Genomic DNA, 24,753 nt, shown 5'->3' with positions numbered 1-24,753 from the left:
GCTGGGGGTCGGGGCTCCTCGCCGCCGCAGCGGTCGCGGCGGTCGTCGCGTTCGGACTGCCCGGGCGCTCGCTGGAGGACGGCACACCGATGGCACAGCCGCCAGCCACCACCACGACCCCGTTCCCGACGGAGACCGGCGCCTCGCCTGGAGCGGGCCCTCTCGCCCTGACCGGCCCCGAGGACATCCAGGCCAACTACGGGGCCGCGATGAACGCCGAGGACTACGGTCCGTTCGGCGACGAGGCCGCGCTCACGGCCTGCCTCCGGGCGAGCGGGGTCCCGGACGCCGCCGTCCTGGGGTCGCTCTCGGTGGACTACCAGGACGAACCGGCGGTGATGGTCGTCATGAGCGGCGGCGACTTCGGCAGCTTCCGCGTCGTGATCGTCTCCTTCGACTGCGGCCCGGACTCGCCCGGCCTGCTCACCCAGACCGAGATCAACTAAGACCACGACCACCGGGAGCGCGGAACGGTGCGGGCCGGGCCCCCGCACCGGCCGGGCGCCGCCGTCGCCCTCACCACATGCTGGACCACGGCGGGAACACCCACGCCTAGGATCGCGTTACAGCTCGATGTCGGTGTGGCGATGCCAGGTCGGCCGACAGCACAGCGTGATCCCGCAAGCGAGTCGGTGGAGGCGTCAACTTGTCCGAAGTCCGCAACCTCATCATCGTCGGTTCCGGCCCCGCCGGCTACACCGCGGCCGTGTACGCGGCGCGGGCGCAACTGAACCCGCTGGTCTTCGAGGGAACCCAGTTCGGTGGCGCCCTCATGACGACCACCGAGGTGGAGAACTACCCGGGCTTCCGCGAGGGCATCATGGGCCCGGACCTGATGGAGCAGATGCGCCAGCAGGCCACCCGCTTCGGCGCGGAGCTGCGCGCCGAGGACGTGGAGGCCGTCGACCTCTCGGGGCCGGTGAAGACGGTCGAGGTCAACGGGAACACCTACCGGTCACGCGCGGTGGTCCTGGCGATGGGCGCGGCGCCCCGCTACCTGGACGTCCCGGGCGAGGAGCGGCTGCTGGGACGCGGCGTGTCCTCCTGCGCCACCTGCGACGGGTTCTTCTTCCGCGACCAGGACATCGCCGTCGTCGGCGGCGGGGACTCGGCGATGGAGGAGGCGACCTTCCTCACCCGCTTCGCCCGCAGCGTCACGATCATCCACCGCCGCGAGGAGTTCCGGGCCTCGCGGATCATGCTCCGCCGCGCCGAGGAGAACGAGAAGATCCGCTTCCTGACCAACGCCGTCGTCAGCGAGGTGCTGGGGGAGGACACCGTCAGCGGGCTGCGCGTGACCGACACCAGGACGGGTGAGGACTCGACGCTGGACGTCACGGCGATGTTCGTGGCGATCGGCCACGACCCGCGCAGCGAGCTGGTCCGGGGCCAGGTGGAGCTGGACGACGAGGGTTACGTGCGGGTGGAGCACCCGAGCACCCGCACCGGGCTCGACGGAGTCTTCGCCGCCGGTGACCTCGTCGACAACACCTACCGGCAGGCCATCACCGCCGCCGGGTCGGGGTGTTCCGCCGCGATCGACGCGGAACGCTGGCTGGCGGCGTACGAGCCGACCGCCGAGCACGTCGGCGGCGGTTACGGCCCGGGCGAGGACGCCGTCCCGGTCAGCTGACCCACCGGCCCCAGGCACTTCGAGGCCGGTGGGGACGGACTCCACCGGCGGACACGTAGCGACAAGGAGAGACGACTATGGCCGGCAACACCATCGAGGTCACCGACAAGACGTTCGCCGACACGGTCCTGACCAGCGAGAAGCCCGTTCTCGTCGACTTCTGGGCCTCCTGGTGCGGGCCGTGCAAGATGGTCGCCCCGGTGCTGGAGGAGATCGCGGCGGAGTACTCCGAGAAGATCACGATCGCCAAGATCGACTTCGACTCGAACCCGCAGACGGGCCGTGACTACAAGGTCATGTCCCTGCCGACCCTGATGCTGTTCAAGAACGGCGAGAAGGTCAAGGAGATCATCGGGGCCAAGCCGAAGGCCGCCCTGGTCAAGGAGCTGTCGGACTACCTGTCCTGACCGCCTCGTCCGCCGCGCTCGCAGGGGGATCGGTGCCTGGCGCCGATCCCCCTCCGTGTTCGGGTAGCCTGCCTCACGGGTCCGACCGGGGCCGCCCCGCGCGGCCGTGAACGCTCGGGCACGCAACCCCGGCCGACTCCGGGTCCGTCCCCGACGTGACGCCGCCGGATGCGATCCGGAGCCAGCACGACAGCCCACGTCGGGCCAACCCCTCCCCGTCGAACGACAGCACCGCAGCACCGCCCTGGAAGATCAACACCGCGAGCGGGGGCACCCGGGAGAGTGACGGCCCGACATGTCGACCCGTGGCCGACAGGGCACAATAAGTTGTCCGCCTCCGCGCCGAACGACTTCGGCGCCTCTAGTCGAGCGAGGAGTACATGCAACTGCTCCACCGCGGTGACTTCGGTCCGGCCGTCGCCGAGATCAAGGCCAATCTCGCAGCCCAGGGACTACTACCCGAGGGCGAGGGCGCCCCTGCCGGCGGCGGCCAGCACGCCGACGGGCGGCGGGAGGAGCACGTCTACGACGCCGTCGTGGAGCACGCCGTCCGGGTGTTCCAGCAGCAGCGCGGTCTGATCACCGACGGCATCGTCGGACCGGCGACCTACCGCGCGCTCCGGGACGCGCGCTGGCGGCTGGGCGACCGGCCCCTGGCCTACCTGGTGACGCAGCCCACGACCGGCGACGACGTCGTGGCGCTCCAGGAGCGGCTGTTGGAACTCGGCTACGACGCCGGCCGGGCGAACGGCATCTTCGGCGGGCAGACCGAACAGGCCCTGCGCGGCTTCCAACGGGACTACGGCCTGGTCGCCGACGGCGTGTGCGGCCCGGAGACCCTGCGCGCGCTGCGGCAGCTGACCCCCAAGGTCCGGGGTGGCCGGCCCGTGTTCCTCCGGGAGCAGGAGCGGGTGCGCACCGCCGGTCCGCTGCTGCGGGGCAAACGCATCGTCCTCGACCCCGGCCACGGCGGGGCGGACCGGGGCATCTGCGTCGACGGCGCCTCCGAGGCGGACCTGGTGTGGGACCTGGCCCGCCGGCTCGAGGGGCGCATGGTCGCCACCGGCATGGAGGCCCTGCTCACCAGGGGTCCCGACTCCTGCCCGCAGGAGTCCGACCGCGCGGCCTTCGCCAACGACGCCGGAGCGGAGCTCTTCCTCTCCCTGCACGTCGACGCGAACTCCTCCCCCCGCGCCCAGGGCATCGCCTCCTTCCACTTCGGCACCGGGACCGGTAACGGCACCACCTCGACCGTCGGGGAGGCCCTGGCCGGCTACATCCAGCGGGAGGTGTCGGCGAAGACGGGGATGGTCGACTGCGGCGCCCACCGGAAGACCTGGGAGGTCCTCCGCCTGACCCGGATGCCCGCCGTCCGTGTGGAGGTGGGCTACCTCACCAACCCCGAGGACCGGGCTCGACTCCTCGACCCCAACTTCCGCGACATCGTCGCCGAACGCATCCTGGTCGCCGTGAAACGCCACTACCTGCTGGGCAAGAACGACCAGCCCACCGGCACCTTCACCTTCGACGACCTGCTCCGCCACGAGCTCGCCAAGATCGACTGAACGCGTTTCCCGCCGGCCCCGGGTCGACCGGTGCGCCGGCGGGAAACGTTCAGCCCGGTGCGGGGACCGGGCCACCAGCGCCACCCCCGTCGAGGGGTTCCCTCCGCCGGCTCAGCGGCCCGCGGAGCCGGCGTCCACCCCGGCCGGGCCCACACCGGCGGTGGTGACGGTGACGGAGTCCAGGAGCCGTTCCAGGGCCGCCTCGACATCGGCCTGCCAGGAGAACGCGGACCTCAGCTCCAACCGCAACCTCGGCCAGCGGGGATGTGGACGCACGGTCTTGAAGCCGACCGAACGCAGGAAGTCCGCCGGAACGACGCAACCGGCCTGGTTGTCGGGCAGGGCGTTGCCGAACGCCTCCACGGCCTTCACCCCACGTCGCGTGAGGTCCCGGACCACGGCCTGGGCCAGCATGCGCCCGAGGCCGTTCCCCGCGAACTCGGGGAGCACCTTCACGGTGGTGAGCAGTACCGCGTCCGGGCTGACCGGGCCACTGGGGAACATGGCCGTCCTGGGCACCGCCGAGGGCGGGGCGTAGAGGACGAACCCAGCCGGAACCCCCTCGACGTGCGCGATCCGCCCGCAGGAGCCCCACTCCAACAGCACGCTGGAGACCCAGGCCTCCTTCTCGAACTCGGTCTGGCCGAGCTCCTCGGCCTCCTCGCGCAGGTGCGGAGCCAGCTCCCAGAACACGCACCGCCTGCACTTCGCCGGAAGCTCGTGCAGATTGTCCAGCGTGATCCCTACCACGCTCCGAGACACATGACCTCCCCGCGCGATGCCCATGACCCGCCGCGACGCTCCACGGCGGCACGTCGACCGGCGGCCGGCGGATCCTCGCCGGGCGGTCGACCGGACCACGGAGGTGCGCTGGCCCTCCTACCGAGGATAGGTGGCCTCCGGTGCCCGTCCGCCAGCGGCCCCTGGGCCTGTCGGCGGTGCGATCCCGCTTCCGTTCGGCGGTGGGTCGTTACACTCGGGCCAGGTAACGGACACCGCTGCCGTACCGCTAATCAGGAGGGGACCTCGTCACGCGGGTCCCGCGCGTCCGGCCGAGCCGACCGGTGGGACGCCACAACTCGGGCGACAGCCCGAACCTCAGGCACTGAGGCCGACCATCGGAGGCGGCATGGAGAGCCCGGAACTGCCACCCGTGCTACGCGGGGGCCAGCCGCAGGGGGCGCGCGCGCAGCGCAGCCTCGACCCGCACCTGGACCGCTACGCGGAGCGCACCGCCGGTATGACCGCGTCCGAGATCCGCGCGTTGTTCTCCGTCGCGAGCCGGCCCGAGGTGGTGTCGCTGGCCGGGGGGATGCCCAACCTGGCCGCGCTGCCGATGGAGTCGCTGGCGGCCGAGGTGGCGAGACTGGTCACGGCCGACGGGCAGACCGCACTCCAGTACGGGTCCGCCCACGGCGTCCCGGAGCTCCGGGAGCAGATCGTCGAGGTGATGGCGCTGGAGGGCATCTCAGCGCACCCCGATGACGTGGTCGTGACGGTCGGCTCACAGATGGCGCTGGACACCGTCACCCGGATCTTCTGCGACCCCGGCGACGTCATCATCGCCGAGGCCCCGTCCTACGTCGGAGCGCTGGGCAGCTTCGCCGCCTACCAGGCCGAGGTGGTCCACGTCTCGATGGACGACGAAGGACTGGTCCCGGACGACCTGCGCGACGCGTTGGAGGCGGCGGAACGGGCTGGCAAACGGGTCAAGTTCCTGTACACGATCCCCAACTTCCACAACCCGGGCGGCGTGACGCTCGCGGTGCGACGACGCGCCGAGGTGTTGGACATCTGCGCCCGCCACGGTGTCCTCGTCATCGAGGACAACCCCTACGGTCTGCTGGGCTTCGACAACCAGATCTACCCGGCGCTGCGGGCCGATGACCCCGACAACGTCATCTACCTCGGCTCCTTCTCGAAGATCTTCGCTTCCGGTCTGCGGGTCGGCTGGGCGCTGGCCCCGCACGCCGTCCGGGAGAAGCTCGTGCTCGCCTCCGAGTCGGCCACGCTCTGCCCGCCCACCTTCAACCAGCTGCTGGTGTCCCGCTACCTGGCCACCCACGACTGGAAGGGCCAGATCAAGTCCTACCGGGAGGTGTACCGGGAACGGCGGGACGCGATGCTGGGCTCCCTGGAGCAGCACATGCCCGCCGGGTGCGAGTGGACCCGCCCGGACGGCGGCTTCTACGTGTGGCTGACCGCCCCCGAAGGGGTGGACACGAAGGCGATGCTGCCCAGGGCGATCACCAAGCGGGTGGCCTACGTCTCGGGCACCGCCTTCCACGCCAACGGCTCCGGCAGCCGCCAGATGCGGTTGTCCTTCTGCTACCCCACCCCGGACCGGATCCGAGAAGGGGTGCGGCGGCTGGGTGGCGTGCTGCAGGACGAGCTCGAGCTGCTGAACACCTTCGGCACCGTCCGTCCTCCCACCCTCGGCGGCCCGCAGGCGCCGTCCCCGGACACGGCCTGACGGGCGCACACCCTCGGCGCGCCTACCGGCGGCGTTCGGGCGCCTGGCGGCGGCCGCCGACTGGCGGGTCGATCCGGGTCGGACGCGCCGGAACGCGCCGGAACGCGCCGGTCTGGACTGGTGGCGAGGTCCACCCGCGTGACAGGCAGGTGGTGTGGCTCGGCGGGCGCCGGAGCTAGGCCGAGGGGCGGTCGGAGGACGTGTACCACCTGACGCACGCCGCGTGGTCGGGCGGCCACCGCACGTGCGCCGGCAGAGCCCCGCCCCGGAGGCGGACGCCGCCCGCGCGGGAACCCCCGAGGCGTCGAACTAAGGTGTGCAGCCAGTCGACGTTCCGCCCTGAGACGAGGAGTTGCTGGCGTGTCAGATCGCTGGGTCGCCGTGCTGTCCGGAGGCCTGTCCCACGAGCGGGACGTCTCCCTGCGTTCCGGCCGTCGCCTGTCCGCCGCGCTGCGGACGGCGGGGTTGACCGTGGAGGAGTGGGATGCCGACGGTGAGCTCCTCGGCCGCCTGCGCCGGCACCGTCCCGACGCGGTGGTGCTCGCTCTCCACGGCGGGGAGGGCGAGAACGGAGCCTTCCAGTCGGTGCTGGAGCTGGCCGGGGTGCCCTTCGTCGGCACCGACTCCCGCTGGTGCCGACGCGCCTGGGACAAGCCCACGGCCAAGACCGAGATCCTCCGGGCGGGGCACGCCACACCGGACTGGGTGTCGCTGCCGCACAGCACCTTCCGCACGCTGGGTGCGCGGGCGGTGTTGGACGCGGTCGTCACCCGGTTCGGCCTCCCGCTGGTGTTGAAGCCCGACCAGGGCGGTTCCGCCCTGGGAGCCAGGCTGGTCACCGAGGCCGACGAACTGCCCGCCGCGATGGTCGGGGTGCTGTCGTACTCGGACAGCGTGCTGATCGAGCGCTACGTCGAGGGCGTCGAGGTGGCCGTCAGCGTCATCGAGGGGCCGGAGGGCCCAACCGCGCTCCCCGCCGTGGAGATCGAACCGGCGAGCGGGTTCTACGACTACGCGTCCCGGTACACGGCGGGGTTGACGGAGTTCCACACCCCGGCCCGGCTGGACGCCGGTTCGGCTCGGAAGGTGGCGGAGCTGGCCGTCGCCGCTCACCAACTGCTCGGGCTCCGGGATGTCTCGCGGACCGACGCGGTGGTGACGGAGGACGGCAACGTGCACTTCCTCGAGGTCAACGTCTCACCGGGCCTCACCGAGACCTCCCTGCTCCCGATGGCGGCCGACGCGGCCGGTCGCTCGCTCGGTGACGTCTTCGCCGGCTTGGTAGAACGCGCCGTGGCCAGAGGTGGCCGCGTCCTCTGAACCCTCGCGGCTCCCGCGCAGCGCACGCGGTCGGGGCCGGGCCGGTCGTCCGCACCGTCGACCTCCGCTCGGCCACGCCCGGTGTTCCTCCTCCGCTCCACAAACGCTCGTCGCCGGTCTGGGCCCCGGCTCCGGCCGCCTGGGTCCCCGTGGAACTCGTCGGTGGTCGGAAGCGGGGGCCGGGGGAGCGGTTCCCGTCCCGCCCCTGCGGTCCGTCCGGGAACGGTGAGCACCACCGGCTCCGCTCCACCCCGGGACCCGCGTACGGAAAGGCGCCGGGGCGCTGCCACCGGGGTGGTTGTCGCGGGGGCGTGGCGGCCGGCCGCCGTCCTGGCGTGCGGAGGAGGCCCGCTCGTCCGCACGGCTCCGGTTCCGCCCCGCAGCGCCCCCGCCAGGACTGGCGGGGTCCTGGCTCGTCCCCGTCCGTGTTGGACGTGCGGCGGCGGGAGGCCTAGCCGGGGGCGGCGCGGAGCTTCGGCGGGGGAGCGGAGGTGGTGCCGCTCCTCGCCAGCCCGCGAGGAGGAACGGCCGGCCCGGGATCCCTCGACCACACCGACCGGCGGGACATCAGCACTCGTGCTCGCCAGGAGCACTCACACCGGGCGGGGCGAGGGCGGCGGAGGCCGGTAGCGACCTCCGCCGTTTCGTCACCGTGACGCAACACGGTGGCATGGTTCCTCGACGGGACGATCAGGACCCGTTCGTCCTGTTTGTCGTGATCAGTCGCACGATGCGCTCCAGATCGTCCACCGAGCCGAACTCCACGACGATGCGCCCCTTGCGACGCCCCATGTCCACCTTCACACGGGTGTCGAACACGTCCGCCAGCCGGTCCGCCACCGCTTCCAGTTCCAGGGGGGGTTCTGCGCGCGGAGCCGCCGGTTTGGGCTTCGGGGGAGTCGCACGGCGGGCGAGCGTCGCCGCCTCCTCCGTCGCCCGAACGGACAACCCCTCGGCGACGATCCGGCTCGCGAGCTCCTCCTGACCTCCCGGGTCCTCCAGGGAGAGCAGAGCCCGCGCGTGCCCGGCGGACAGCACGTTCGCCGCCACCCGCCGCTGCACCGGGAGCGGCAGCCGGAGCAACCGGATGGTGTTGGTGATCACCGGGCGGCTGCGGCCGAGCCGGGCGGCGAGTTCCTCGTGCGTGACGTCGAACTCCTCCAACAGCTGCTGGTACGCGGCCGCCTCCTCCAACGGGTTGAGCTGCACCCGGTGGATGTTCTCCAGCAGCGCGTCCCGCAGCATGGCGTCGTCCGCCGTCCGCCGCACGATCGCCGGGATGGTCTCCAGCCCGGCCCGCTGCGAAGCCCGCCACCGGCGCTCACCCATCACGAGCTCGTACTCGCCGCGGCCGAGCTCACGCAGCACGATGGGCTGCATCAACCCGAACTCGCGGATCGAGTGCTCCAACTCGGACAGCGCCTCCTCGTCGAAGACCTGCCTCGGCTGCTTCGGGTTCGGACGGATGTCGCCGATGGGGACCTCGCGATAAATGGCCCCGGCCACCTCGGGCTCCACCCCGCCCGAACCCTCGCCGGCGGACCACCGGGGAGGTGCGGCCGGCACCGTTCCGACCACCCCGGGCCGAGGTGCCGACGGCGCCGCGACCGACGCGCTCTGCTCCGCCACCGCCGGACCACTCGGGATCAACGCGGCGAGGCCTCGTCCGAGTCCGCCCTTCCGGTCCTTCATCCTGTCTCCCCGTTCGCACCCCGGACCGCCATCTCCCGCGCGGCGTCCAGGTAACTCATCGCACCCCGTGAACCCGGGTCGTAGGCCAACACCGTCTGCCCGTAGCCAGGCGCCTCCGACACCTTCACGCTCCGTGGGATGACGGTACGCAGCACCAGGTCGCCGAAGTGGCCCCGGACCTCGCTCGTCACCTGATCGGCGAGCTTGGTGCGGCCGTCGTACATCGTGAGCAGGATGGTGGAGACGCGGAGCGAGGGGTTCAGGTGCGCCTTCACCAGCTCGATGTTGTTCAGGAGCTGCCCGAGCCCTTCCAGCGCGTAGTACTCGCACTGGATGGGGATCAGCACCTCCTGCGCCGCGACGAGCGCGTTCACCGTGAGCAGGCCCAGCGACGGCGGGCAGTCGATGAAGACGTAGTCGGCCTGGAGGTGGTCGAGCGCCTCGGTGGACAGGGCCTCCTTGAGCCGGGTCTCCCGCGCCGCCATCGACACCAGTTCGATCTCCGAACCGGCCAGGTCGATGGTCGCGGGGATGCAGACCAGGTTGTCCGACTGGGTGCTGACCGCGGCGGCGTCAGCGATGCTGATCTCCCCGAGCAGCACCTCGTAGACCGAGGGGGTGTTCGAGTGGTGGTCCACCCCCAGCGCCGTACTCGCGTTCCCCTGGGGATCCAGGTCGATCACCAGGACCTTCAGACCGCGCAACGCGAGCGCCGCGGCGATGTTCACGGTGCTGGTGGTCTTGCCGACCCCGCCCTTCTGGTTGGCCACCGCGACGATCCGGCGCTGCGCCGGAACCGGCAGCGTCTCGGTGGGGTGCAGCACCTTCGTGGCGCGCGCGGCCTCTTGCTCGATCGGCGTCCACTCCACGTCCAACTGCCCTTTCTCGTAACTCACAGACCTGCCCACCTCCACGGTTTCACGTGAAACATCGCTTGTTCCCGATCCGGGAGCGTCACCTGCCGGTCCGCCGGCCGCGCGCCGGGGCACGCCGCGACGAGGGCGCGGCCTGTCCTCGTTCCACGACCACCACGGTCGTCGGTTCCGCCAACGACTCCGCACCGCACCGCACCACGCGGGGCCGGGACCCCCCAGCCCTGGACAGCGCTGCGGTGTCGCGTTCGACCTCCTCCTCAGCGAACGCGCCCTTGAGCGCCAACAGCTGTCCACCAGGACGCAGCAGCGGCAGGCACCAGGCGCCGAGCCTCGCGAGCGGAGCGACCGCGCGGGCGGTGACCACGTCCGCTCCGCCGAGCTCGGCACGCACCTGGCGTTCCTCCGCTCGTCCGCGCACCACCGCCACGTCCAACCCCAGGAGCTCCACCGCCTCCTCGAGCCAGGCCACCCGTCGAGCCATCGGTTCGAGCAGGGTCATCCGGATGTCCGGGCGGGCGATCGCGAGCGGGAGACCGGGCAGGCCAGCACCGGAACCGACGTCGACCACGCGGCTCCCGGCGGGCACGAGCTCCTGGACCACCGCCGAGTTCAGCACGTGGCGGCTCCAGAGCCGCCCCAGCTCCCGGGGACCCACCAGGCCGCGTCGTTCACCGTGCTCCACGAGGAGATCGACCAGCCGGCGGGCGCGGGGGAGGTGGTCACCGAAGAGGTCAGCGGCGGCGGGCGGCTCCTCCTCCGGGGCGGAGGAGGGCGGCACCACGTCATCCGCGCCTCGTCCGACCTCGTCCGCCGGGGATGGCTGCCGTTCTGTCATCACACACTTTCCGGTTTCACGTGGAACATCGACTGCTTGCTCAATCTACGGCGCGGCCCGCCACGTTTCACGTGAAACATGGGCACCTGGCCGGGTAGTCGGAACGCGCCTCGCGGGCCGACCTCGTCGCCGTGCCACCACGGCCGGCGGTGGGAGCGCTGATCCCACCACTCCCCATCGACCCCTCCGCACCTCCACCACACCACCGTTCGGCGGCACGCCTCACGACGCTCGGGGGCCCCTACCGTTCCGAATTCCGTCACCGTGACGTCTCGTCCGCGACGGAGTACACCTCGACGACCCGGAACCTCTCGAGAACCACCGGCGACCCGTCCGAGGGTGTGAACGTCGGGTCGCCGACAGCGGCGCGGAAGTCCGCACCGCACCAGAACTCCTCATGGCCGGCCCGCCAAGCCGACACCGAGTCGTAGCCCTCCCCCTCGGCGCGGGCATGGGAGAGATCAACCTCGTCCAACCGCACCACCCGGACCTCACCGGTCTCGATCACCGCGACGGGGCGTCCACCCGAATCGACGACAACGGATCGAGCACCCGGCACGGGAAGGGCCACCCCCTCGCTCTCGTACTCGATGAGCAAGGAGGACGTCGAGGTCTTGGCGCCCGAGAGCACCGCGGCGACCAGCCGGTCGCGCAGCGGCCCGGGGAAGGCGAACTCGACGACCGGGAGACCCGAGGACGGCATGGTCAGCACGCTACCGGCAACTCGATCTCTCGGGAACGACCACCGGGTCACATCCCCGGTCCACTCCTCGAAGGAAGGACGCGAGGAGCGTCGAGCCCCCACCCGGTCGCGGGCCCCGCACCGATGCGGTGGGATGAGGCCGCCGTCCTCCCGCTCGACCGGGCGCGGGCACCTCCGCCTCCCCGCCGGGGCCAGGGGCTCGCTCACCCGGCGTCCACATCGCCCGCCGGGCGGCCCCGTCCCGCGCGCCTGGCAACCCGCCGGACAACCAGCGGCGAAAGCCGACCACCAGGTGCGCGACCTCGACCGCACACCGGCGAGCCGGCCGGGCGCCAGGGGGATCCGCCCGCCGCCCGTCCCCGGCTCACCACTACCCGGGTCCCGCAGGCGGTCCGGCATACCCGCTCCGGGCACCCCGGTCCCGACGACACCCCGGGACCCGGAACCGACCGCCGCTCGTCGACGAAGCCGCTTCGCTCAGCGGTGGCACCCGCTCCCTCCACGTTGCCCGGCTACCTCCGCCCGCGCCCGTCCTGGTGCCGCACGACGGGTCAGCGCCGGAACTCCCGCACCTGTCGGTTCAGGCAGCCAGACGTCCGTCGACACACCTCGCCCCGGCGCGGGGTCAGCGGGGCCGGAGCAGCGGGGCACTCCTCGGCGGAGCGGGCCCGGCTCACTGCCAGGGCCCGGACCACCTCGTCGGGCACGTGCTGGCACGGCGACCTCCCCACCGGAAGGACACGGGAACTGGGGGCGCGCCGCGCCGCCATCACGTGTTCGTCGGGAGCCATGCCCGGCCAGCGCGCTCCGGTCGGCCACCCACCGTGCGGCGCCCCGGGGACCGGCGCGGACGCGTGATGAGCCCGCTGCTCATGTTTCACGTGAAACGCCGCCCCTGCGGCGGGGCCGGCGGAGGTCTCCCGCGTCTCCCGCCCACCTCGACCACCACCGCCCCTTCATCGACGTGCGGCCGGTGGAGGGCTGGCGCCTCCCCGCAGCCGCGCCAACCCTCAGCCGGCCAGCCACCACCCGCGTCGTCGCTCCCGGGCCCCCAGCTGGCGGAAGCACCGCACTTCCCTGGCGGTGGCAACCGAACCCGCGCACCGGCCTCGACGGGCGAGCGGTACCAGCCGGGACCCGGCGTCGCGGCGTGACGTCCTGCGACGCCACCCACCGTGTAGGCGATCCTCCTCCACGCCACCGCCCGGAACGACCAGAACTCCGCGCGACGGCCGACCGGACGCCGCCGGCTGCGGCCAGGGCAGGCCCTGCGGCGCGGCTCCTGGTCACCCACCGGCACACCGTGAACCGGCGCTCCCCGGGCGGCGGAACGGGACCGGACGCCTCGCCTCCCCACGGGAGACCGCGATCCCGCGTCCGTCCGGCGCGCGACCGGGTTCGCCTCAGGGCAGCGGCAGTCAGCCGTGTTCCACGTGAAACATCGCCCCGGGGCAACGGCGGAACCCGGGGCAACGGCACTCGGCCGTTCGGTGGTCCCCGGGAGTTGGCCCACCGCATGCCGCCCCACGGCCAGACCGGCTGCCACCGAAGAGCCTCGGCCGACGACTCGGCGCCCCCGATGGAGACGGTGGTCGCCGGCAGCCAAGCACTCGACGAGGGGCGGCCCGCGCGGTGCGGCGACTCCACCACCGGCCGGGTCCTCATCACCGTCCCGGCGCCATGCCGCCCACCGCCGACCCGCCCAACACCCGCGATCGCATGCGGGTTCCACCGCCCCGCCGTGGTGTCACCGTGGCCACTCGGCACTGCGGAGCGGCGCCACAGTGCTCTCGGCGTCGCAATGACCAACCGGCCGGAGGCGGGACCGGAGGTGGGACCGGAGAACCGGCCACCGCCTCCTGCCATGGTCGCCGCTGAGCGCCCGGCCCGACACCGCCGCGCACGCGCTCGCGGCAGGACGGTCTCCCGTGTCCGTTGCGGGCGCCCCGGAGTCCGAGCGCCAGGACGTCCTCACCCCGCGAGCCAGCGCCACCCGGCCCGGGCCCTGATGACCGGCCGAGCCGGCGTCACCGCCGCGACCCACCGCGCCTCCCCTGCGAGCGAAGCGCGAGCCCGGTTCCGGTGGTCGGGTCGAGGTACGGCGGGAGCGGCACCCGGGGCCGGTGCCGAACTTCCCAACCGGGCCAGCCGTCGAGGGCCTGAACACCCCTCCCACCGCACACGCGCGGATGCGACCAGGCCGGCGAGCCGCACCTGGCGAGGACGGCGAGGACCGTGGTCCGGCACCCACCACCGCGTGGGCGGGTCGGCCGCCCGGCGGGACCCGGCACCGGAGGCCGGCCCCGCGCACCCGCCCCCGTCCTACCACCGCTCGTCGGAGACGCGCCCGGCCCCTTGCCCCCTGTCCCGGCGACGGGGTCGTCCCGGTCTGATCGCCGACGAGTTCCGGTGCTCCGCCCGTCCGCGCGCATCGACCGCCGAGGAGGAGCCCCGGCCCGACCGGGTGCCGGCCGCCAGCCTCCACCGGCACTGCCAGGACGAGCGGGAGGGCCCGGTCGGCACGGCGACACCGGTCGGTCCGATCCCAGGAGGTCAGGAACCGCAGGCGCGCACGGGCCGGAGAACGGGACGTCGGCCTCGGCGGTGAGCGCCAGCGCGCGGGTCGCCACCCTGGACACCGCCCGCGCTCCCGCTCCGCCGCACCGTGCGCGGCGAGCAGAACGCCCCCGGGCCGCCACGCCACCACTCGCGCCCGGCCTCGCCGTCCACGCCGCGAGCGCGCCAGGACGCCGTCGCCGTGCGGCTCCACCCCCACTCACACGAAACGCTCGGCTGGGGAGAAGACCCCAGCCGAGCGTGTGGCCCAGCACCTGGCCGAAGCCAGTTGGTCAGTCGTGTTGCGACGCCCCCGGGAGACCGTCGTCCTTCCGGGGGCCGGACGCGAGGGAGTTCCTCCTACTCGCCGGGCAGCACCACGACGCGCCGGTTCGGCTCCTCGCCCTCGCTCTCGCTCCGGACGCCCTCGACCCCGGCGACGGCGTCGTGCACCACCTTGCGCTCGAAGGGGGTCATGGGGTTCAACCGCACCGGGTCCCCGGTCTGGCTGACCTGCTCGGCGGTGGTCCGGCCGAGCTCCGACAGCTCGGCGCGCCGGTCGGCGCGCCACCCGGCGACGTCCAGCATGAGCCGGCTCCGCGCGCCGGTGCTCTGCTGCACCGCGAGCCTCGTCAACTCCTGGAGCGCCTCGAGGGTGGCTCCCCGCGCACCCACCAGCTTGCTCAGGTCTTCACCGCCGTCGATGCTCACCACGGCGCGGCCACCGTCCACGTCGAGATCGATGTCCCCGTCGAAGTCGAGCAGGTCGAGCAGCCGCTCCAGGTAGTCGCCAGCGATGTCACCCTCGCGGACCAGCAGGTCCTCGCCGTCCTCCAGGATTGCCGACGCTCCGTTCGGTGTGTCCTCGGCACCCCCGGTGTCCACGTCACCGCCGGTGGTCACCCGCACCGCTTCCGACACTGGTGCCTCCTCTCACTTGGTTCACGACATGCGAGACGCGTGGCCGCGCTCGGTCATCGACGCTTCTTGTTCTTCTTCTTGGCACCGCCGCTGGCCGGTCGGCTCCGCGCCGCGTCCCCGGCGCCGTTGGACGAGGCCTCGGGAGAGGTGGGCCGGGCCGGGCCGTTCTGGGCCTGGCCGGACTGCGAACCCTTCTTCCTCGCCGGACGCTGGCCGGGCTTGGGGGAGAGGTCCTTGCGGGACTGCTCCGCCTTCGCGGCCGCCGCCGCCTTCTTCTCCGCTTCCTCGCGGTCGATCCGGTGGTAGATGAAGTACTGCTGCCCGAGGGTCCAGGTGTTGTTGCTGAGCCAGTACAGCAGGATCGCGATCGGGAAGAACGGACCGCCGAAGAGCACGAACAGCGGGAACACCCAGAGCATCAGCTTCTGCATGATCTGGGCCTGCTGCTGGTTCGCCCCGACGCTCGGGTTCATCGCCTGCCGCTGCACGGAGTGGCGCGCGGTGAGGTGCGTGGCGATGCTGGCGATGATCGTCAACGGCACCGCGACGAAGCCGATGGTCCACGGGTCGACGCCGAACATCGGGTCGGCGATGGAACCGGACAGCGGAGCGCCGAAGAGACGGGCGTTGATGAAGGACTCGACCTCGGCCTGGCCGAAGACGTACACCTCCGTCTTGCCCGGGGTGAACTGGCGGAGCACGTGGAAGAGCCCGAGGAAGACCGGGATCTGCACGAGCATCGGCAGACAGCCGCCGAGCGGGTTGACCCCCTGCTCGGACTGGATCTTCTGCATCTCCATCGCCAGCTTCTGGCGATCGTTGCCGTACTTCTCCCGCAACTTCTGCATCTGCGGGGCGAACTCCTGCATCTTGCGCATCGACCGCACGGAGCTGATGGCCGGCTTGAGCAGGACGATCCGCAGGGTGAAGACCAGGAACACCACCGAGAGCGCCCACGCGATACCGCTGTCCGGGCTGATGATGAACCCAAAGACCTTGTGCCAGAACCACATGATGGCTGACACGGGGTAGTAGATGAAGTTGAGCACGAAGCTACTCCTCGGCGCGGGTGTCGGGGAGCCCGGAATCGCCGGCGCGGGACCGCGAGGACGCGGCGTCACGCGGGGGAACGGGGTCCAAGCCTCCAGGGTGCCAGGGTCCACAGCGCAGCAGCCGGCGCACGGTCAGCCATGCCCCCCGGATCGCACCGTGAACGGTCAGCGCCTCCACGGCGTAGGCGCTGCAGGTCGGGTAGAAGCGGCAGGTGGCCGGCAGGTAGGGGGAGATCCAGCGCCGGTACCCGTGCACCGGGAGTAGCAGGATCCGGCTGACGACTCCGCCTCGCCGGCGGTCCGTGCCCGCTGGTTCACTCATGCCTCGTCCTCACCGGAGGTGGGCCCGCCGCCCTCGGCGAGGTGGCGTGACGCGGATGACGCCTGGCCGGCGGCCGAGGACCCGTCGGTCCCCCGACGGGAGGCGCTCCGGTCGTCGACGAGCCCCAACCGGGCCAGGAGCCGGTCGACGTCCGCCGCGAGTTCGCCGCTGGAGGCCGTGGCCGACGGGGGGAGCGCCCGCACCACGAGGGACGTCCCGCTCGGGATGGCGCCCAGGCGTTCCCGCACCACGTGTCGGAGACGGCGGGCGACCTGGTGGCGGACCACCGCGTTGCCAACAGCCTTGCTCACGACAAAACCCACCCGTGTCGGAGACGGACCGAGGTCGCCGCTCGACCGCCGCGAGCGACGAGCGGGCTCGACGCGGGTGGGGTGGGGAGTCGGGGTCGTGTCGTGGACCGTCGCCCCCGCGTTGTCGGTGTCCCGTGCTCCGACGCCGAGCTCGGGCACGCGCAGGGCGTGCAGCACGACGCGGCGTCGCCCCGCCCGCCGCCCCCGGCGGACGACCAGGTCGAAGTCCTGGCTCTTGGTCAGGCGGGCGGCTGGCGGTAGCACGGCCTGCCGTCAGGCCGACAGCGTGTCGCGGCCCTTGCGGCGACGGGCGGCGAGGATGGCACGGCCGGCACGGGTGCGCATGCGCAGCCGGAAGCCGTGGGTCTTGGCCCGGCGACGGTTGTTCGGCTGGTACGTCCGCTTGCTCACGGTCAGGTCTCCCGGTAGTCACTACAGCTTGGGTCGGTGATCTCCGCGTGTGCCGCGTGTCTGGCCACCCGGCACACGTTCCGTCCCGACCCTCGGCGTCCTGGCGTCCCCGGTCCCGGCGAGAGGCCAGGGCACGGCGACAGTAGCCCAGGGTACGTGACAGGGAACGACCGACCGCATGAGACTACGCGCTGGCCGGTGCCGGGTCCACACCGCCTCCTCACACCAGGCTCGGGCCCCGGTCGAGGGCGGACGAGGATTGGCCACCGTATCGGCCACCGCCCGGTGGCGGGGGCCCGACACACCGGGCCAAGACCAAGCAGCAACGCCGGTTCACCCTGCTGAGCTGTCCGCCTTGTTCCGGGTGGCCGCTGCTTGTTAGCGTGCCTCACCTCCGACGGCCACGGCGGCCGACGCCCGCTGAACAGGCCTTTCCAAGCAGGTTCACGGAACCTCGGGACCCAAGCACAGGGGCTCCGGCGTTCCGTCGTACCTTCATGCACAGTTGTGGACAACCATGTGGATATCTTGGGGACCGGCAGTCCGCGCCGCTGACCACTGACGTCGCAAGTCAAACGAACACGGGTCGACAGGAGCTCGGCATGGGGTGGCGGCGTCGCTGGACGGTGACGGAGCAGGGACAGCGTGGGGAGGGGAACTCGCAGGTGTCGGACCACCAGGCCAATCTCGGTCTCGTGTGGGAACAGGTGCTCGAGGAGCTCTCCTCCGGCACCCTCTCACGGGCCCAACTCGCCTGGATGCGGGTGGTCCGCCCCATCGGGTTGCTGGACGGCACCGCACTGCTGGCCGCCCCCAGCGACTTCGCGAAGGACGCGATCGAGCGCGCGCTGCGCGACCCCATCGTCGAGGCGTTGTCCCGGCACCTCGGGCGGCCCATCTCGCTGGCGGTCAAGGTCGACGTGATCGCCCCGGCGCCCGACGCCGGTCAGCAGGGGCACCACCCCCACCACGAGACCGCACCCACCCCGCCCTTCGGCACGGTGCTGCCGATGGGCGGCTACCCGGGCGACTCCCGGCCCCGCCACCCCGGGTCGCACACCGAACCCGCTGGTCGGTCGGCCTCGATCTACGACCAGGTGGGGCCGCTCCCGGAGGAGCCCGGGGAGCGGCACGGTCCGGCTCACCCGCCGTCTCCCGGGTACCCGGGCTCGGTCGGCGGTGTGGACCGCGACCACCCCGGCCTCGTCGAGGACAAGGACGAGCGGGAGGGGGAGGACGACGTGCTCGGCCAGGTCGCCGCCCCCGCGAACGAGGTCTGGCACAACGTCAGGGCGCAGACACCCCCGGTGGGGGCGGCGCTCCCCTCGGACCAGCTCGGCCATCCCCAGGTCGGGGGTCTGCCGCAGGGGGGTGCGGAGGCCTACACCGCGCCACGGCACGGACCGCCGAGTTCGCAGACGCGGTTGAACGCCAAGTACAACTTCGACACCTTCGTCATCGGAGCCTCCAACAGGTTCGCGCACGCCGCGGCCGTGGCGGTGGCCGAGGCACCGGCCCGTGCCTACAACCCCCTGTTCATCTGGGGGGAGTCCGGGCTCGGGAAGACGCACCTGCTCCACGCGGTCGGGCACTACGCCCAGCGCCTCTTCCCGGGAATGCGGGTTCGCTACGTCTCGACGGAGGAGTTCACGAACGACTTCATCAACTCCCTGCGGGACGACCGCAAGGTCGCCTTCCAGCGCCGCTACCGGGACGTCGACGTGCTGCTCGTGGACGACGTGCAGTTCCTGGAGGGCAAGGAGGGTACCCAGGAGGAGTTCTTCCACACCTTCAACACCCTCCACAACTCGAACAAGCAGATCGTGGTCTCGTCCGACCGGCCGCCGAAGCGGCTGGAGACGCTCGAGGACCGGCTGCGGACCCGGTTCGAGTGGGGCCTGATCACCGACATCCAGCCGCCCGAGCTGGAGACGAGGATCGCCATCCTGCGGAAGAAGGCCGCCCAGGACCGGCTGGCCGCCCCGGCCGAGGTGCTCGAGTTCATCGCCGCCCGGATCGAGCGGAACATCAGGGAGCTGGAGGGCGCGCTGATCCGGGTGACCGCGTTCGCCTCGCTGAACCGGCAACCGGTCGACGTGCACCTGGCCGAGATCGTCATGCGGGACCTCATCCCGGACTCCCAGGCGCCGGAGATCACCGCCCCCACGATCATGGCGGTGACGGCGGACTTCTTCAAGGTGAGCATGGACGACCTGTGCGGGCCGGGGAAGATGAAGGTGCTCGCCCAGGCCCGCCAGATCTCGATGTACCTGTGCCGGGAGTTGACCGACCTCTCCCTGCCGAAGATCGGGCAGATCTTCGGTGGCCGCGACCACACGACGGTGATGTACGCGGACAAGAAGATCCGCAAGGAGATGGCGGAGCGGCGCCGGATCTACGACCAGGTCCAGGAGCTGACCTCCCGGATCAAGCAGCGCGCGCGGGCCCAGGGCTGACCGCCGGCCCGGTCCTCCGCCGCCTTCCCGGCTCGTGGGGCCGTTCTCCGGCTGGTCCCCGGGCGGCTGCGCCGGGCGGGGACTGGCGCCCCAGGGGAGGTTTTCTGCGGCTGGGGAGGCCGCGTTCGGACGGGTCCCGCATTCGGTGGGAGCCGGGGTGCCCGGGTGGGGATGCGCCGTGGGGCGAACCGGGCCGCGCTCGCGTCCCCTCACGCGCCGTCCCGGGATTCGGCGGCGCCCCGCCCTCGGGACGCGCCCGGCGGGCGGTCTCGTGACGGGTGGGGCGGTCTCCCGGACGTGGGCGAGGGGGTGGGACGGCCGCGAGGCCGGGCGGCCGCCGCTCTAGGCTGGTCGGGGAGGAGGTACGTCTCCCGCTCGCGTCCGGCTCCGCCCGGCCGGGGCGACCACGCGCGGCGTGGGCCGCGACCGACCGTCGTCCACGGTTTTTCTGCGGCTGGGGAGGCCGCGTCTCGGCTCTCCCGAGATTCGTCGGTGACGGTCCGGGCGCCGGTGCTCCGCGACGAGGTGGCGCGCCGGAGTGGGCGGTGTGGTCCCCCGCCCGTCGCCGCTCCCCGCGCCGCCTCTACGGTGATCACGAACGCCCACCGGGGGCGGGCCCCGGCTCCGGGTCCTCGAGCCCGTTCCGCACCTCCGCCGTCCGTCGCCCCGGGACGTGGAGCGGCCGCACGCGGCGACCGGGGGCCCTACCGCCGGGGTCGCCTTGCGCTGGTTTTCTGCGGCTGGGGAACCCGCGTCTCGGCTCTCCCGAGATTCGTCGGCCGCCGGGTGGGGCTGGGGTGGTTCCCCCGCTCCGGCCAGTCGTCACGTCGCCGGACCTCCTCGCACCGCGACCCGTCGGGGCAGCGCGCGTCCGCACCCTTCATCCCCGTTCAGGGGCTCACCGGGCGGCGAGGACGTCCCGCTCGGCGGACCTGGTGGCAGGCCCGCCCGGTGGTTCGCTCCTGGTCGATCGCCCGTGCTGGGGCCGGGGAGGGCGCCGAGGGCGAGCCCGGTCTCCCTCGAGCCGGTCAGCCGCCGATCCCGGGGTGCCGAGGGCGGCGGGAGGGGTCGCCAGGGCGCCCGCCGTTTCTGTCGGTCCCCTGCCCGAGACTGCGTGCCGTGGCAGAAATCCGGCGGCCGCACACCTGTGCACAGCCCCGATCGGGGGAGATCCAGGCCACTTTCACCCTGTGCATGGCCTGGGTACAACTCCCCCTGAATCTGGGGATGCAACTGTGGACAACTCGCCCCGCCTGTGGACAAAGTGTGGATGAAGAAGATTCATCCACAGTGAGAGATATTCATCCACTGATCCACCCACAGGTTGTCCACACCCCCTCACACCGCGCCAGCAGGGACAACGGCGGTTATCCACACAATCCACAGCCCCTACTACGAGCACTACATTTCTCTCTGGGGGAGAAGAAAAAAGAAAAACAGGGGGTGGGGACAAGCCGCTCCGGCACAGCCTCAGAAAGCTCGGGAAGGGCAGCCCCGCCGTCAGGGCCCGGGAGCCAGGCTCTACGGTGGTGTCCCGCGCCGCGACCGCCAGCAGCTCGAGCTCCGAGCGCCGGCCTGGCTCCGAGCGCCAGCAGCATCCGGCCCGACTGTCGACTCCCGTGGTGGACCGCGATCCCCGGCGCACCGGTCATGATCGCAACGGCCCGAAAGGACGCCAGATGAAGATCCGTGTCGAACGAGACGGTCTCGCAGACGCCGTTGCCTGGGTCGCACGGAGCCTCCCATCCCGCCCACCGGTCCCGGTGCTCGGCGGCGTGCTCCTCGACACCGGCTCCGAGTCCACCTCCGAGCACGACGACGGGGACCAGACCCTGACGGTCTCGGGCTTCGACTACGAGGTGTCCGCGCAGGTCGGGGTGCCGGCCACGGTCGTCACCCCTGGTCGGGCGCTCGTCTCGGGCAGGCTCCTGGCGGACATCACCAAGTCGTTGCCCAACCAGCCCGTCGACATCACCATCGACGGCTCACGCGCCACCATCACCTGCGGCAACTCCCGGTTCAGCCTCCCCACCATGCCCGCCGAGGACTACCCCCAGCTGCCCTCGATGCCCGAACTGGCCGGGGCGGCCGCGGGCGACGTGTTCTCGGAGGCCGTCGCCCAGGTCGCGGTGGCCGCCGGCAAGGACGACACCCTGCCGATGCTGACCGGAACGCGCGTCGAGATCGAGGGAGACCGCATCACGCTGGTCGCCACCGACCGCTTCCGGCTCGCGGTCCGCGAGTTCGCCTGGGAACCCACCAGCGAGGCCTCCAGCGGCACCGCCGTCCTCGTGCCCGCCAGGACCCTGGCCGAGGCCGCCAAGACCCTCGGCGGCGCCGGGAACCGCGTGGAGCTCTCGCTCGCCTCCGGCGACGGTCTGCTCGGCCTTGCCGGCAACGGACGCCGCACCACCAGCAGGCTGCTCGACGCCGAGTTCCCCAAGTACCGCCAGCTGCTGCCCAGCGAGCACACCGCCAGCGCCGTGCTCGGAGTGGCGCCCCTGGTCGACGCCATCAAGCGCGTCTCGCTGGTCGCCGAGCGCGGCGCCCAGGTGCGGCTCGAGTTCACCGAGTCCAGCCTGCGGCTCTCCGCCGGGGGTGACGACGAGGGCAGCGCCGAGGAGGAGTTGCCGCTCGACTTCCAGGGCGAGCCCCTGACGATCGCCTTCAACCCCGGCTACCTGCTCGACGGCCTGAGCGCCGTGCGCACCGAGCGAGCACACCTGTCCTTCACCGCGGCCAGCCGCCCCGCGCTGATCAAGCCCGTCGGTGAGGAGGGCCAGGTCCTCCCCGGCTACCTGTACCTGCTGATGCCGGTCCGACTGCCCGGCTGAGGCGGCCCCACGGGGTGAGGTCACCGCGCCGCACGCGGTGACCAGCACCGACGGGGCGACGAAGGACACGTGTCCGCCGGGTGTGCGCTGGCCCGCCTTCGGATTGACCCGAACAGGTCAGGGCGGCGACGATGTCGCCCCAACCGCAGCATCAGGAAACGGGGGAGTACTCGTGCAGCTCGGACTGGTCGGTCTCGGCAAGATGGGCTTCAACATGCGGGAACGGCTCAGGCGGGCCGGCCACGACGTGGTGGGCTACGACCGCGCCGCCGAGGCCCGCGACGTCGCCAGCCTGGAGGAGCTGGTGGACCAGCTCGACGCGCCCCGCCTGGTCTGGGTCATGGTCCCCGCCGGCGACCCCACGAGGGAGACCGTCACGCGGCTCGCCGAGCTGCTGGACGAGGGCGACCTGGTGATCGAGGGCGGGAACTCCCGTTTCAGCGACGACCAGCGGAACGCCGAGATCCTGGCCGAACGTGGCGTGCGGTACGTCGACTGCGGCGTCTCCGGCGGTGTGTGGGGCCTGGAGGAGGGCTACGGCCTGATGGCGGGCGGCGCCGTCGAGGACATCGAGCGCGCCATGCCCGTGTTCGACGCGCTGCGACCGGAGGGGCCCCGCGAGGAGGGCTTCGCCCATGCGGGGGGCGTCGGGGCCGGTCACTACGCGAAGATGGTGCACAACGGCATCGAGTACGGCCTGATGCAGGCCTACGCGGAGGGCTTCGAGCTGTTGGCGGCCGCACCGCAGGTGGAGAACGTGCCCGAGGTGCTGCGGGCCTGGACCCGGGGAACCGTCGTGCGCTCCTGGTTGCTCGACCTGATGGTCCAGGCCCTCGAGCGGGACCCCCAGCTGGAGAACCTCCGCGGCTACGTCGAGGACTCCGGCGAGGGGCGCTGGACCATCGAGGAGGCCATCAACAACGCGGTGCCCGCGCCGGTGATGTCGGCGGCGCTGTTCGCCCGGTTCGCCTCCCGGCAGGACGACTCGCCGGCGATGCGGGCCGTGGCCGCCCTCCGCCAGCAGTTCGGCGGTCACGCCGTGCACCACGCCGGCCCCACCTCCGGCGCGGGCGACGTGCACGGACACTGACCCCCGGCCGGCGAACACCCGGCCACGACACCGAGGAAGCCAGCGCACGGTGCACGTCCGTCACCTCCAGGTCACCGATTTCCGGTCGTGGCCGACCGCGGAACTCACGTTCGGGCGCGGGCCGAACGTGCTCGTCGGAGCCAACGGCCAGGGGAAGACGAACCTGGTCGAGGCGGTCGGTTACCTGGCGACTCTCGGCTCGCACCGGGTCGCCGGGGACGCACCCCTGGTGCGGCACGGCGCGAGCAGCGCGGTCGTCCGCGCGACCGTGGTCAACGAGGGACGGCAGCTGGCGCTGGACGTCGAGATCACGCCGGGCAGGACCAATCGCGCCCGCGTCAACCGGGCACCGGTGAAGCGCCCCCGGGACATCCTCGGGATCCTGCGCACGGTGTTCTTCGGTCCGGAGGACCTGTCCCTGGTCCGGGGTGACCCGGGGGAGCGCCGCCGGTTCCTCGACGAGCTGCTGGCGAGCAGGTCGCCCCGCTTCGCCGGCGTCCGGGCCGACTACGACCGGGTGCTCCGGCAGCGCAGCGCCCTGCTCAAGACGGCGGGGGGGCTGCGGCGGGGGCAGCGCGGTCGGTCCGACGACGCCGCGCTGGGGACGTTGGAGGTCTGGGACAACCACCTGGCCCGCTTCGGGGGCCAGCTGTTGGCCGGGCGTCTTGACCTGGTCGCCGAGCTCGCACCGTTGGTGACGGCCGCCTACCAGGAGCTCGCTCCCGGCGGCGTGGCCACCGTGCGCTACCGGGACTCGGCGGGGCCGGACGGGGTGGCGGGGGCCGGGCAGGGGCCCTCGGACCCCGAGCTGCTCGCCGAGGCACTGCTGGCGGAACTCCGACGGGTGCGCGACCAGGAGCTCGACCGGGGGGTGTGCCTCGTCGGCCCGCACCGGGACGAACTCGAACTCACCATCGGTGACCTCCCCGCACGCGGGTACGCCAGCCACGGCGAGTCCTGGTCCTTCGCCCTCGCCCTCCGTCTGGCCGCCTACGATCTGCTGCGGACCGAGGGGAGCGAGCCGGTGCTGGTCCTCGACGACGTCTTCGCCGAACTCGACCAACGGCGGAGGAGCCGGCTGGCGGCCGTCGCCGGGCGGGCCGAGCAGGTCCTGGTCACGGCGGCGGTGGAGGAGGACGTCCCCGCCGAGCTGTCCGGGTGCCGGTTCGTGGTGCGGGACGGAACGGTACGACGCGGTGACTGACCGCCGGCTGTCGGCGACGGTGACCCACGACGCGCACCTGGGGATAAACCTGTGGATTCTGTGGATAACTCGGTGACGGCGGGCGAGGGTCAG

19 protein-coding genes and 1 pseudogene are annotated in these 24,753 nt (G+C 72.4%); 10 read left to right on the top strand and 10 right to left on the bottom strand.

The genetic code is table 11. From position 1 onward, the window contains the following. The 4 genes and pseudogenes from ACTIDRAF_RS0212155 to ACTIDRAF_RS0212135 form a co-directional block, all read left to right on the top strand. Positions 1-446: pseudogene (locus ACTIDRAF_RS0212155) on the top strand (hypothetical protein); the annotation flags it as partial. Positions 447-646: 200 nt separating this feature from the next. Further along, complete coding sequence (gene trxB / locus ACTIDRAF_RS0212150; RefSeq protein ID WP_016699015.1) at positions 647-1,633, top strand: thioredoxin-disulfide reductase; 987 nt, start codon at positions 647-649, stop codon at positions 1,631-1,633. 77 nt (positions 1,634-1,710) lie between these two features. Continuing rightward, a complete protein-coding gene (trxA, locus tag ACTIDRAF_RS0212145) occupies positions 1,711-2,040 on the top strand; it encodes a thioredoxin (RefSeq protein WP_016699014.1) in 330 nt (109 codons plus the stop codon). Between the two features lie 380 nt (positions 2,041-2,420). Then, entirely contained in the window at positions 2,421-3,605 is a 1,185-nt protein-coding gene (locus tag ACTIDRAF_RS0212135; protein ID WP_016699012.1) for an N-acetylmuramoyl-L-alanine amidase, read from the top strand. 111 nt (positions 3,606-3,716) lie between these two features. Here the strand turns inward: ACTIDRAF_RS0212135 and ACTIDRAF_RS0212130 are convergent, their stop codons facing one another. Continuing rightward, the gene (locus ACTIDRAF_RS0212130) at positions 3,717-4,367 is read right to left on the bottom strand and encodes a GNAT family N-acetyltransferase (protein ID WP_026066022.1); all 651 of its coding nucleotides are present in this window, start codon (positions 4,365-4,367) and stop codon (positions 3,717-3,719) included. A gap of 367 nt (positions 4,368-4,734) precedes the next feature. Here ACTIDRAF_RS0212130 and ACTIDRAF_RS0212125 point away from each other — a divergent pair, with 367 nt between their 5' ends. Together ACTIDRAF_RS0212125 and ACTIDRAF_RS0212120 are read left to right on the top strand one after the other, a co-directional pair. Then, positions 4,735-6,078, top strand: coding sequence for an aminotransferase-like domain-containing protein (locus tag ACTIDRAF_RS0212125; protein WP_016699010.1), 1,344 nt, complete (start codon positions 4,735-4,737; stop codon positions 6,076-6,078). 360 nt (positions 6,079-6,438) lie between these two features. After that, positions 6,439-7,398, top strand: coding sequence for a D-alanine--D-alanine ligase family protein (locus tag ACTIDRAF_RS0212120; protein ID WP_026066021.1), 960 nt, complete (start codon positions 6,439-6,441; stop codon positions 7,396-7,398). Positions 7,399-8,088: 690 nt separating this feature from the next. Here the strand turns inward: ACTIDRAF_RS0212120 and ACTIDRAF_RS0212115 are convergent. The 9 genes from ACTIDRAF_RS0212115 to rpmH all read right to left on the bottom strand — a co-directional run bounded on the left by ACTIDRAF_RS0212115 (position 8,089) and on the right by rpmH (position 17,076). Beyond that, positions 8,089-9,090 carry a ParB/RepB/Spo0J family partition protein gene (locus ACTIDRAF_RS0212115; RefSeq protein ID WP_016699008.1) on the bottom strand — a complete coding sequence of 334 codons (1,002 nt, stop codon included), beginning with the start codon at positions 9,088-9,090 and terminating at the stop codon, positions 8,089-8,091. Beyond that, positions 9,087-9,986: a ParA family protein gene (locus ACTIDRAF_RS0212110; RefSeq protein WP_026066020.1), complete on the bottom strand. Its 900-nt coding sequence runs from the start codon at positions 9,984-9,986 to the stop codon at positions 9,087-9,089. The genes ACTIDRAF_RS0212115 and ACTIDRAF_RS0212110 overlap by 4 nt, the downstream gene beginning before the upstream one ends. 58 nt (positions 9,987-10,044) lie before the next feature. Beyond that, on the bottom strand, positions 10,045-10,800 hold the full coding sequence (gene rsmG / locus ACTIDRAF_RS0212105) for a 16S rRNA (guanine(527)-N(7))-methyltransferase RsmG (RefSeq protein ID WP_083886254.1): 756 nt from the start codon (positions 10,798-10,800) through the stop codon (positions 10,045-10,047). Between the two features lie 259 nt (positions 10,801-11,059). Further along, positions 11,060-11,503, bottom strand: a complete 444-nt coding sequence (locus tag ACTIDRAF_RS0212100; RefSeq protein ID WP_039786968.1) for an ASCH domain-containing protein — start codon at positions 11,501-11,503, stop codon at positions 11,060-11,062. Positions 11,504-14,419: 2,916 nt separating this feature from the next. Continuing rightward, positions 14,420-14,944 carry a Jag family protein gene (locus ACTIDRAF_RS0212095; RefSeq protein ID WP_052168798.1) on the bottom strand — a complete coding sequence of 175 codons (525 nt, stop codon included), beginning with the start codon at positions 14,942-14,944 and terminating at the stop codon, positions 14,420-14,422. Between the two features lie 89 nt (positions 14,945-15,033). Then, complete coding sequence (gene yidC / locus ACTIDRAF_RS0212090; RefSeq protein WP_016699003.1) at positions 15,034-16,029, bottom strand: membrane protein insertase YidC; 996 nt, start codon at positions 16,027-16,029, stop codon at positions 15,034-15,036. 4 nt (positions 16,030-16,033) lie between these two features. Beyond that, positions 16,034-16,354 (bottom strand): membrane protein insertion efficiency factor YidD, encoded by a 321-nt coding sequence (gene yidD, locus ACTIDRAF_RS0212085; protein ID WP_016699002.1) that lies wholly within the window; start codon positions 16,352-16,354, stop codon positions 16,034-16,036. Continuing rightward, positions 16,351-16,929 (bottom strand): ribonuclease P protein component, encoded by a 579-nt coding sequence (gene rnpA / locus ACTIDRAF_RS28490; RefSeq protein ID WP_016699001.1) that lies wholly within the window; start codon positions 16,927-16,929, stop codon positions 16,351-16,353. Before rnpA ends, yidD begins: the two co-directional genes overlap by 4 nt. Positions 16,930-16,938: 9 nt before the next feature. After that, positions 16,939-17,076, bottom strand: a complete 138-nt coding sequence (gene rpmH / locus ACTIDRAF_RS0212075) for a 50S ribosomal protein L34 (RefSeq protein ID WP_016699000.1) — start codon at positions 17,074-17,076, stop codon at positions 16,939-16,941. 665 nt (positions 17,077-17,741) lie between these two features. Here rpmH and dnaA point away from each other — a divergent pair. The 4 genes from dnaA (at position 17,742) to recF (ending at position 24,660) form a co-directional block, all read left to right on the top strand. Next, entirely contained in the window at positions 17,742-19,532 is a 1,791-nt protein-coding gene (gene dnaA / locus ACTIDRAF_RS0212070) for a chromosomal replication initiator protein DnaA (RefSeq protein WP_026066018.1), read from the top strand. 1,679 nt (positions 19,533-21,211) lie between these two features. Further along, positions 21,212-22,366 carry a DNA polymerase III subunit beta gene (gene dnaN, locus ACTIDRAF_RS0212065; RefSeq protein WP_016698998.1) on the top strand — a complete coding sequence of 385 codons (1,155 nt, stop codon included), beginning with the start codon at positions 21,212-21,214 and terminating at the stop codon, positions 22,364-22,366. A 172-nt stretch (positions 22,367-22,538) separates the two neighbouring features. Further along, a complete protein-coding gene (gene gnd, locus ACTIDRAF_RS0212060) occupies positions 22,539-23,456 on the top strand; it encodes a phosphogluconate dehydrogenase (NAD(+)-dependent, decarboxylating) (protein ID WP_016698997.1) in 918 nt (305 codons plus the stop codon). A gap of 49 nt (positions 23,457-23,505) precedes the next feature. After that, positions 23,506-24,660, top strand: coding sequence for a DNA replication/repair protein RecF (recF, locus tag ACTIDRAF_RS0212055; RefSeq protein ID WP_016698996.1), 1,155 nt, complete (start codon positions 23,506-23,508; stop codon positions 24,658-24,660). Positions 24,661-24,753 lie beyond the last annotated feature (93 nt).

Source organism: Actinoalloteichus spitiensis RMV-1378, assembly GCF_000239155.1.
Taxonomy (GTDB): Bacteria; Actinomycetota; Actinomycetes; order Mycobacteriales; family Pseudonocardiaceae; genus Actinoalloteichus_B; species Actinoalloteichus_B spitiensis.
The sequence above is the reverse complement of the archived record's forward strand: the minus strand, read 5'-3'. Positions and strand labels throughout refer to the sequence as shown.

Coding starts and splice junctions, on each gene's coding strand:
- ACTIDRAF_RS0212125 (WP_016699010.1), top strand. CDS start 4,735: ATGGAGAGCCCGGAACTGCCACCCGTGCTACGCGGGGGCCAGCCGCAG.
- ACTIDRAF_RS0212135 (WP_016699012.1), top strand. CDS start 2,421: ATGCAACTGCTCCACCGCGGTGACTTCGGTCCGGCCGTCGCCGAGATC.
- yidD (WP_016699002.1), bottom strand. CDS start 16,354: ATGAGTGAACCAGCGGGCACGGACCGCCGGCGAGGCGGAGTCGTCAGC.
- dnaN (WP_016698998.1), top strand. CDS start 21,212: ATGAAGATCCGTGTCGAACGAGACGGTCTCGCAGACGCCGTTGCCTGG.
- rsmG (WP_083886254.1), bottom strand. CDS start 10,800: ATGACAGAACGGCAGCCATCCCCGGCGGACGAGGTCGGACGAGGCGCG.
- ACTIDRAF_RS0212100 (WP_039786968.1), bottom strand. CDS start 11,503: ATGCCGTCCTCGGGTCTCCCGGTCGTCGAGTTCGCCTTCCCCGGGCCG.
- ACTIDRAF_RS0212115 (WP_016699008.1), bottom strand. CDS start 9,090: ATGAAGGACCGGAAGGGCGGACTCGGACGAGGCCTCGCCGCGTTGATC.
- trxA (WP_016699014.1), top strand. CDS start 1,711: ATGGCCGGCAACACCATCGAGGTCACCGACAAGACGTTCGCCGACACG.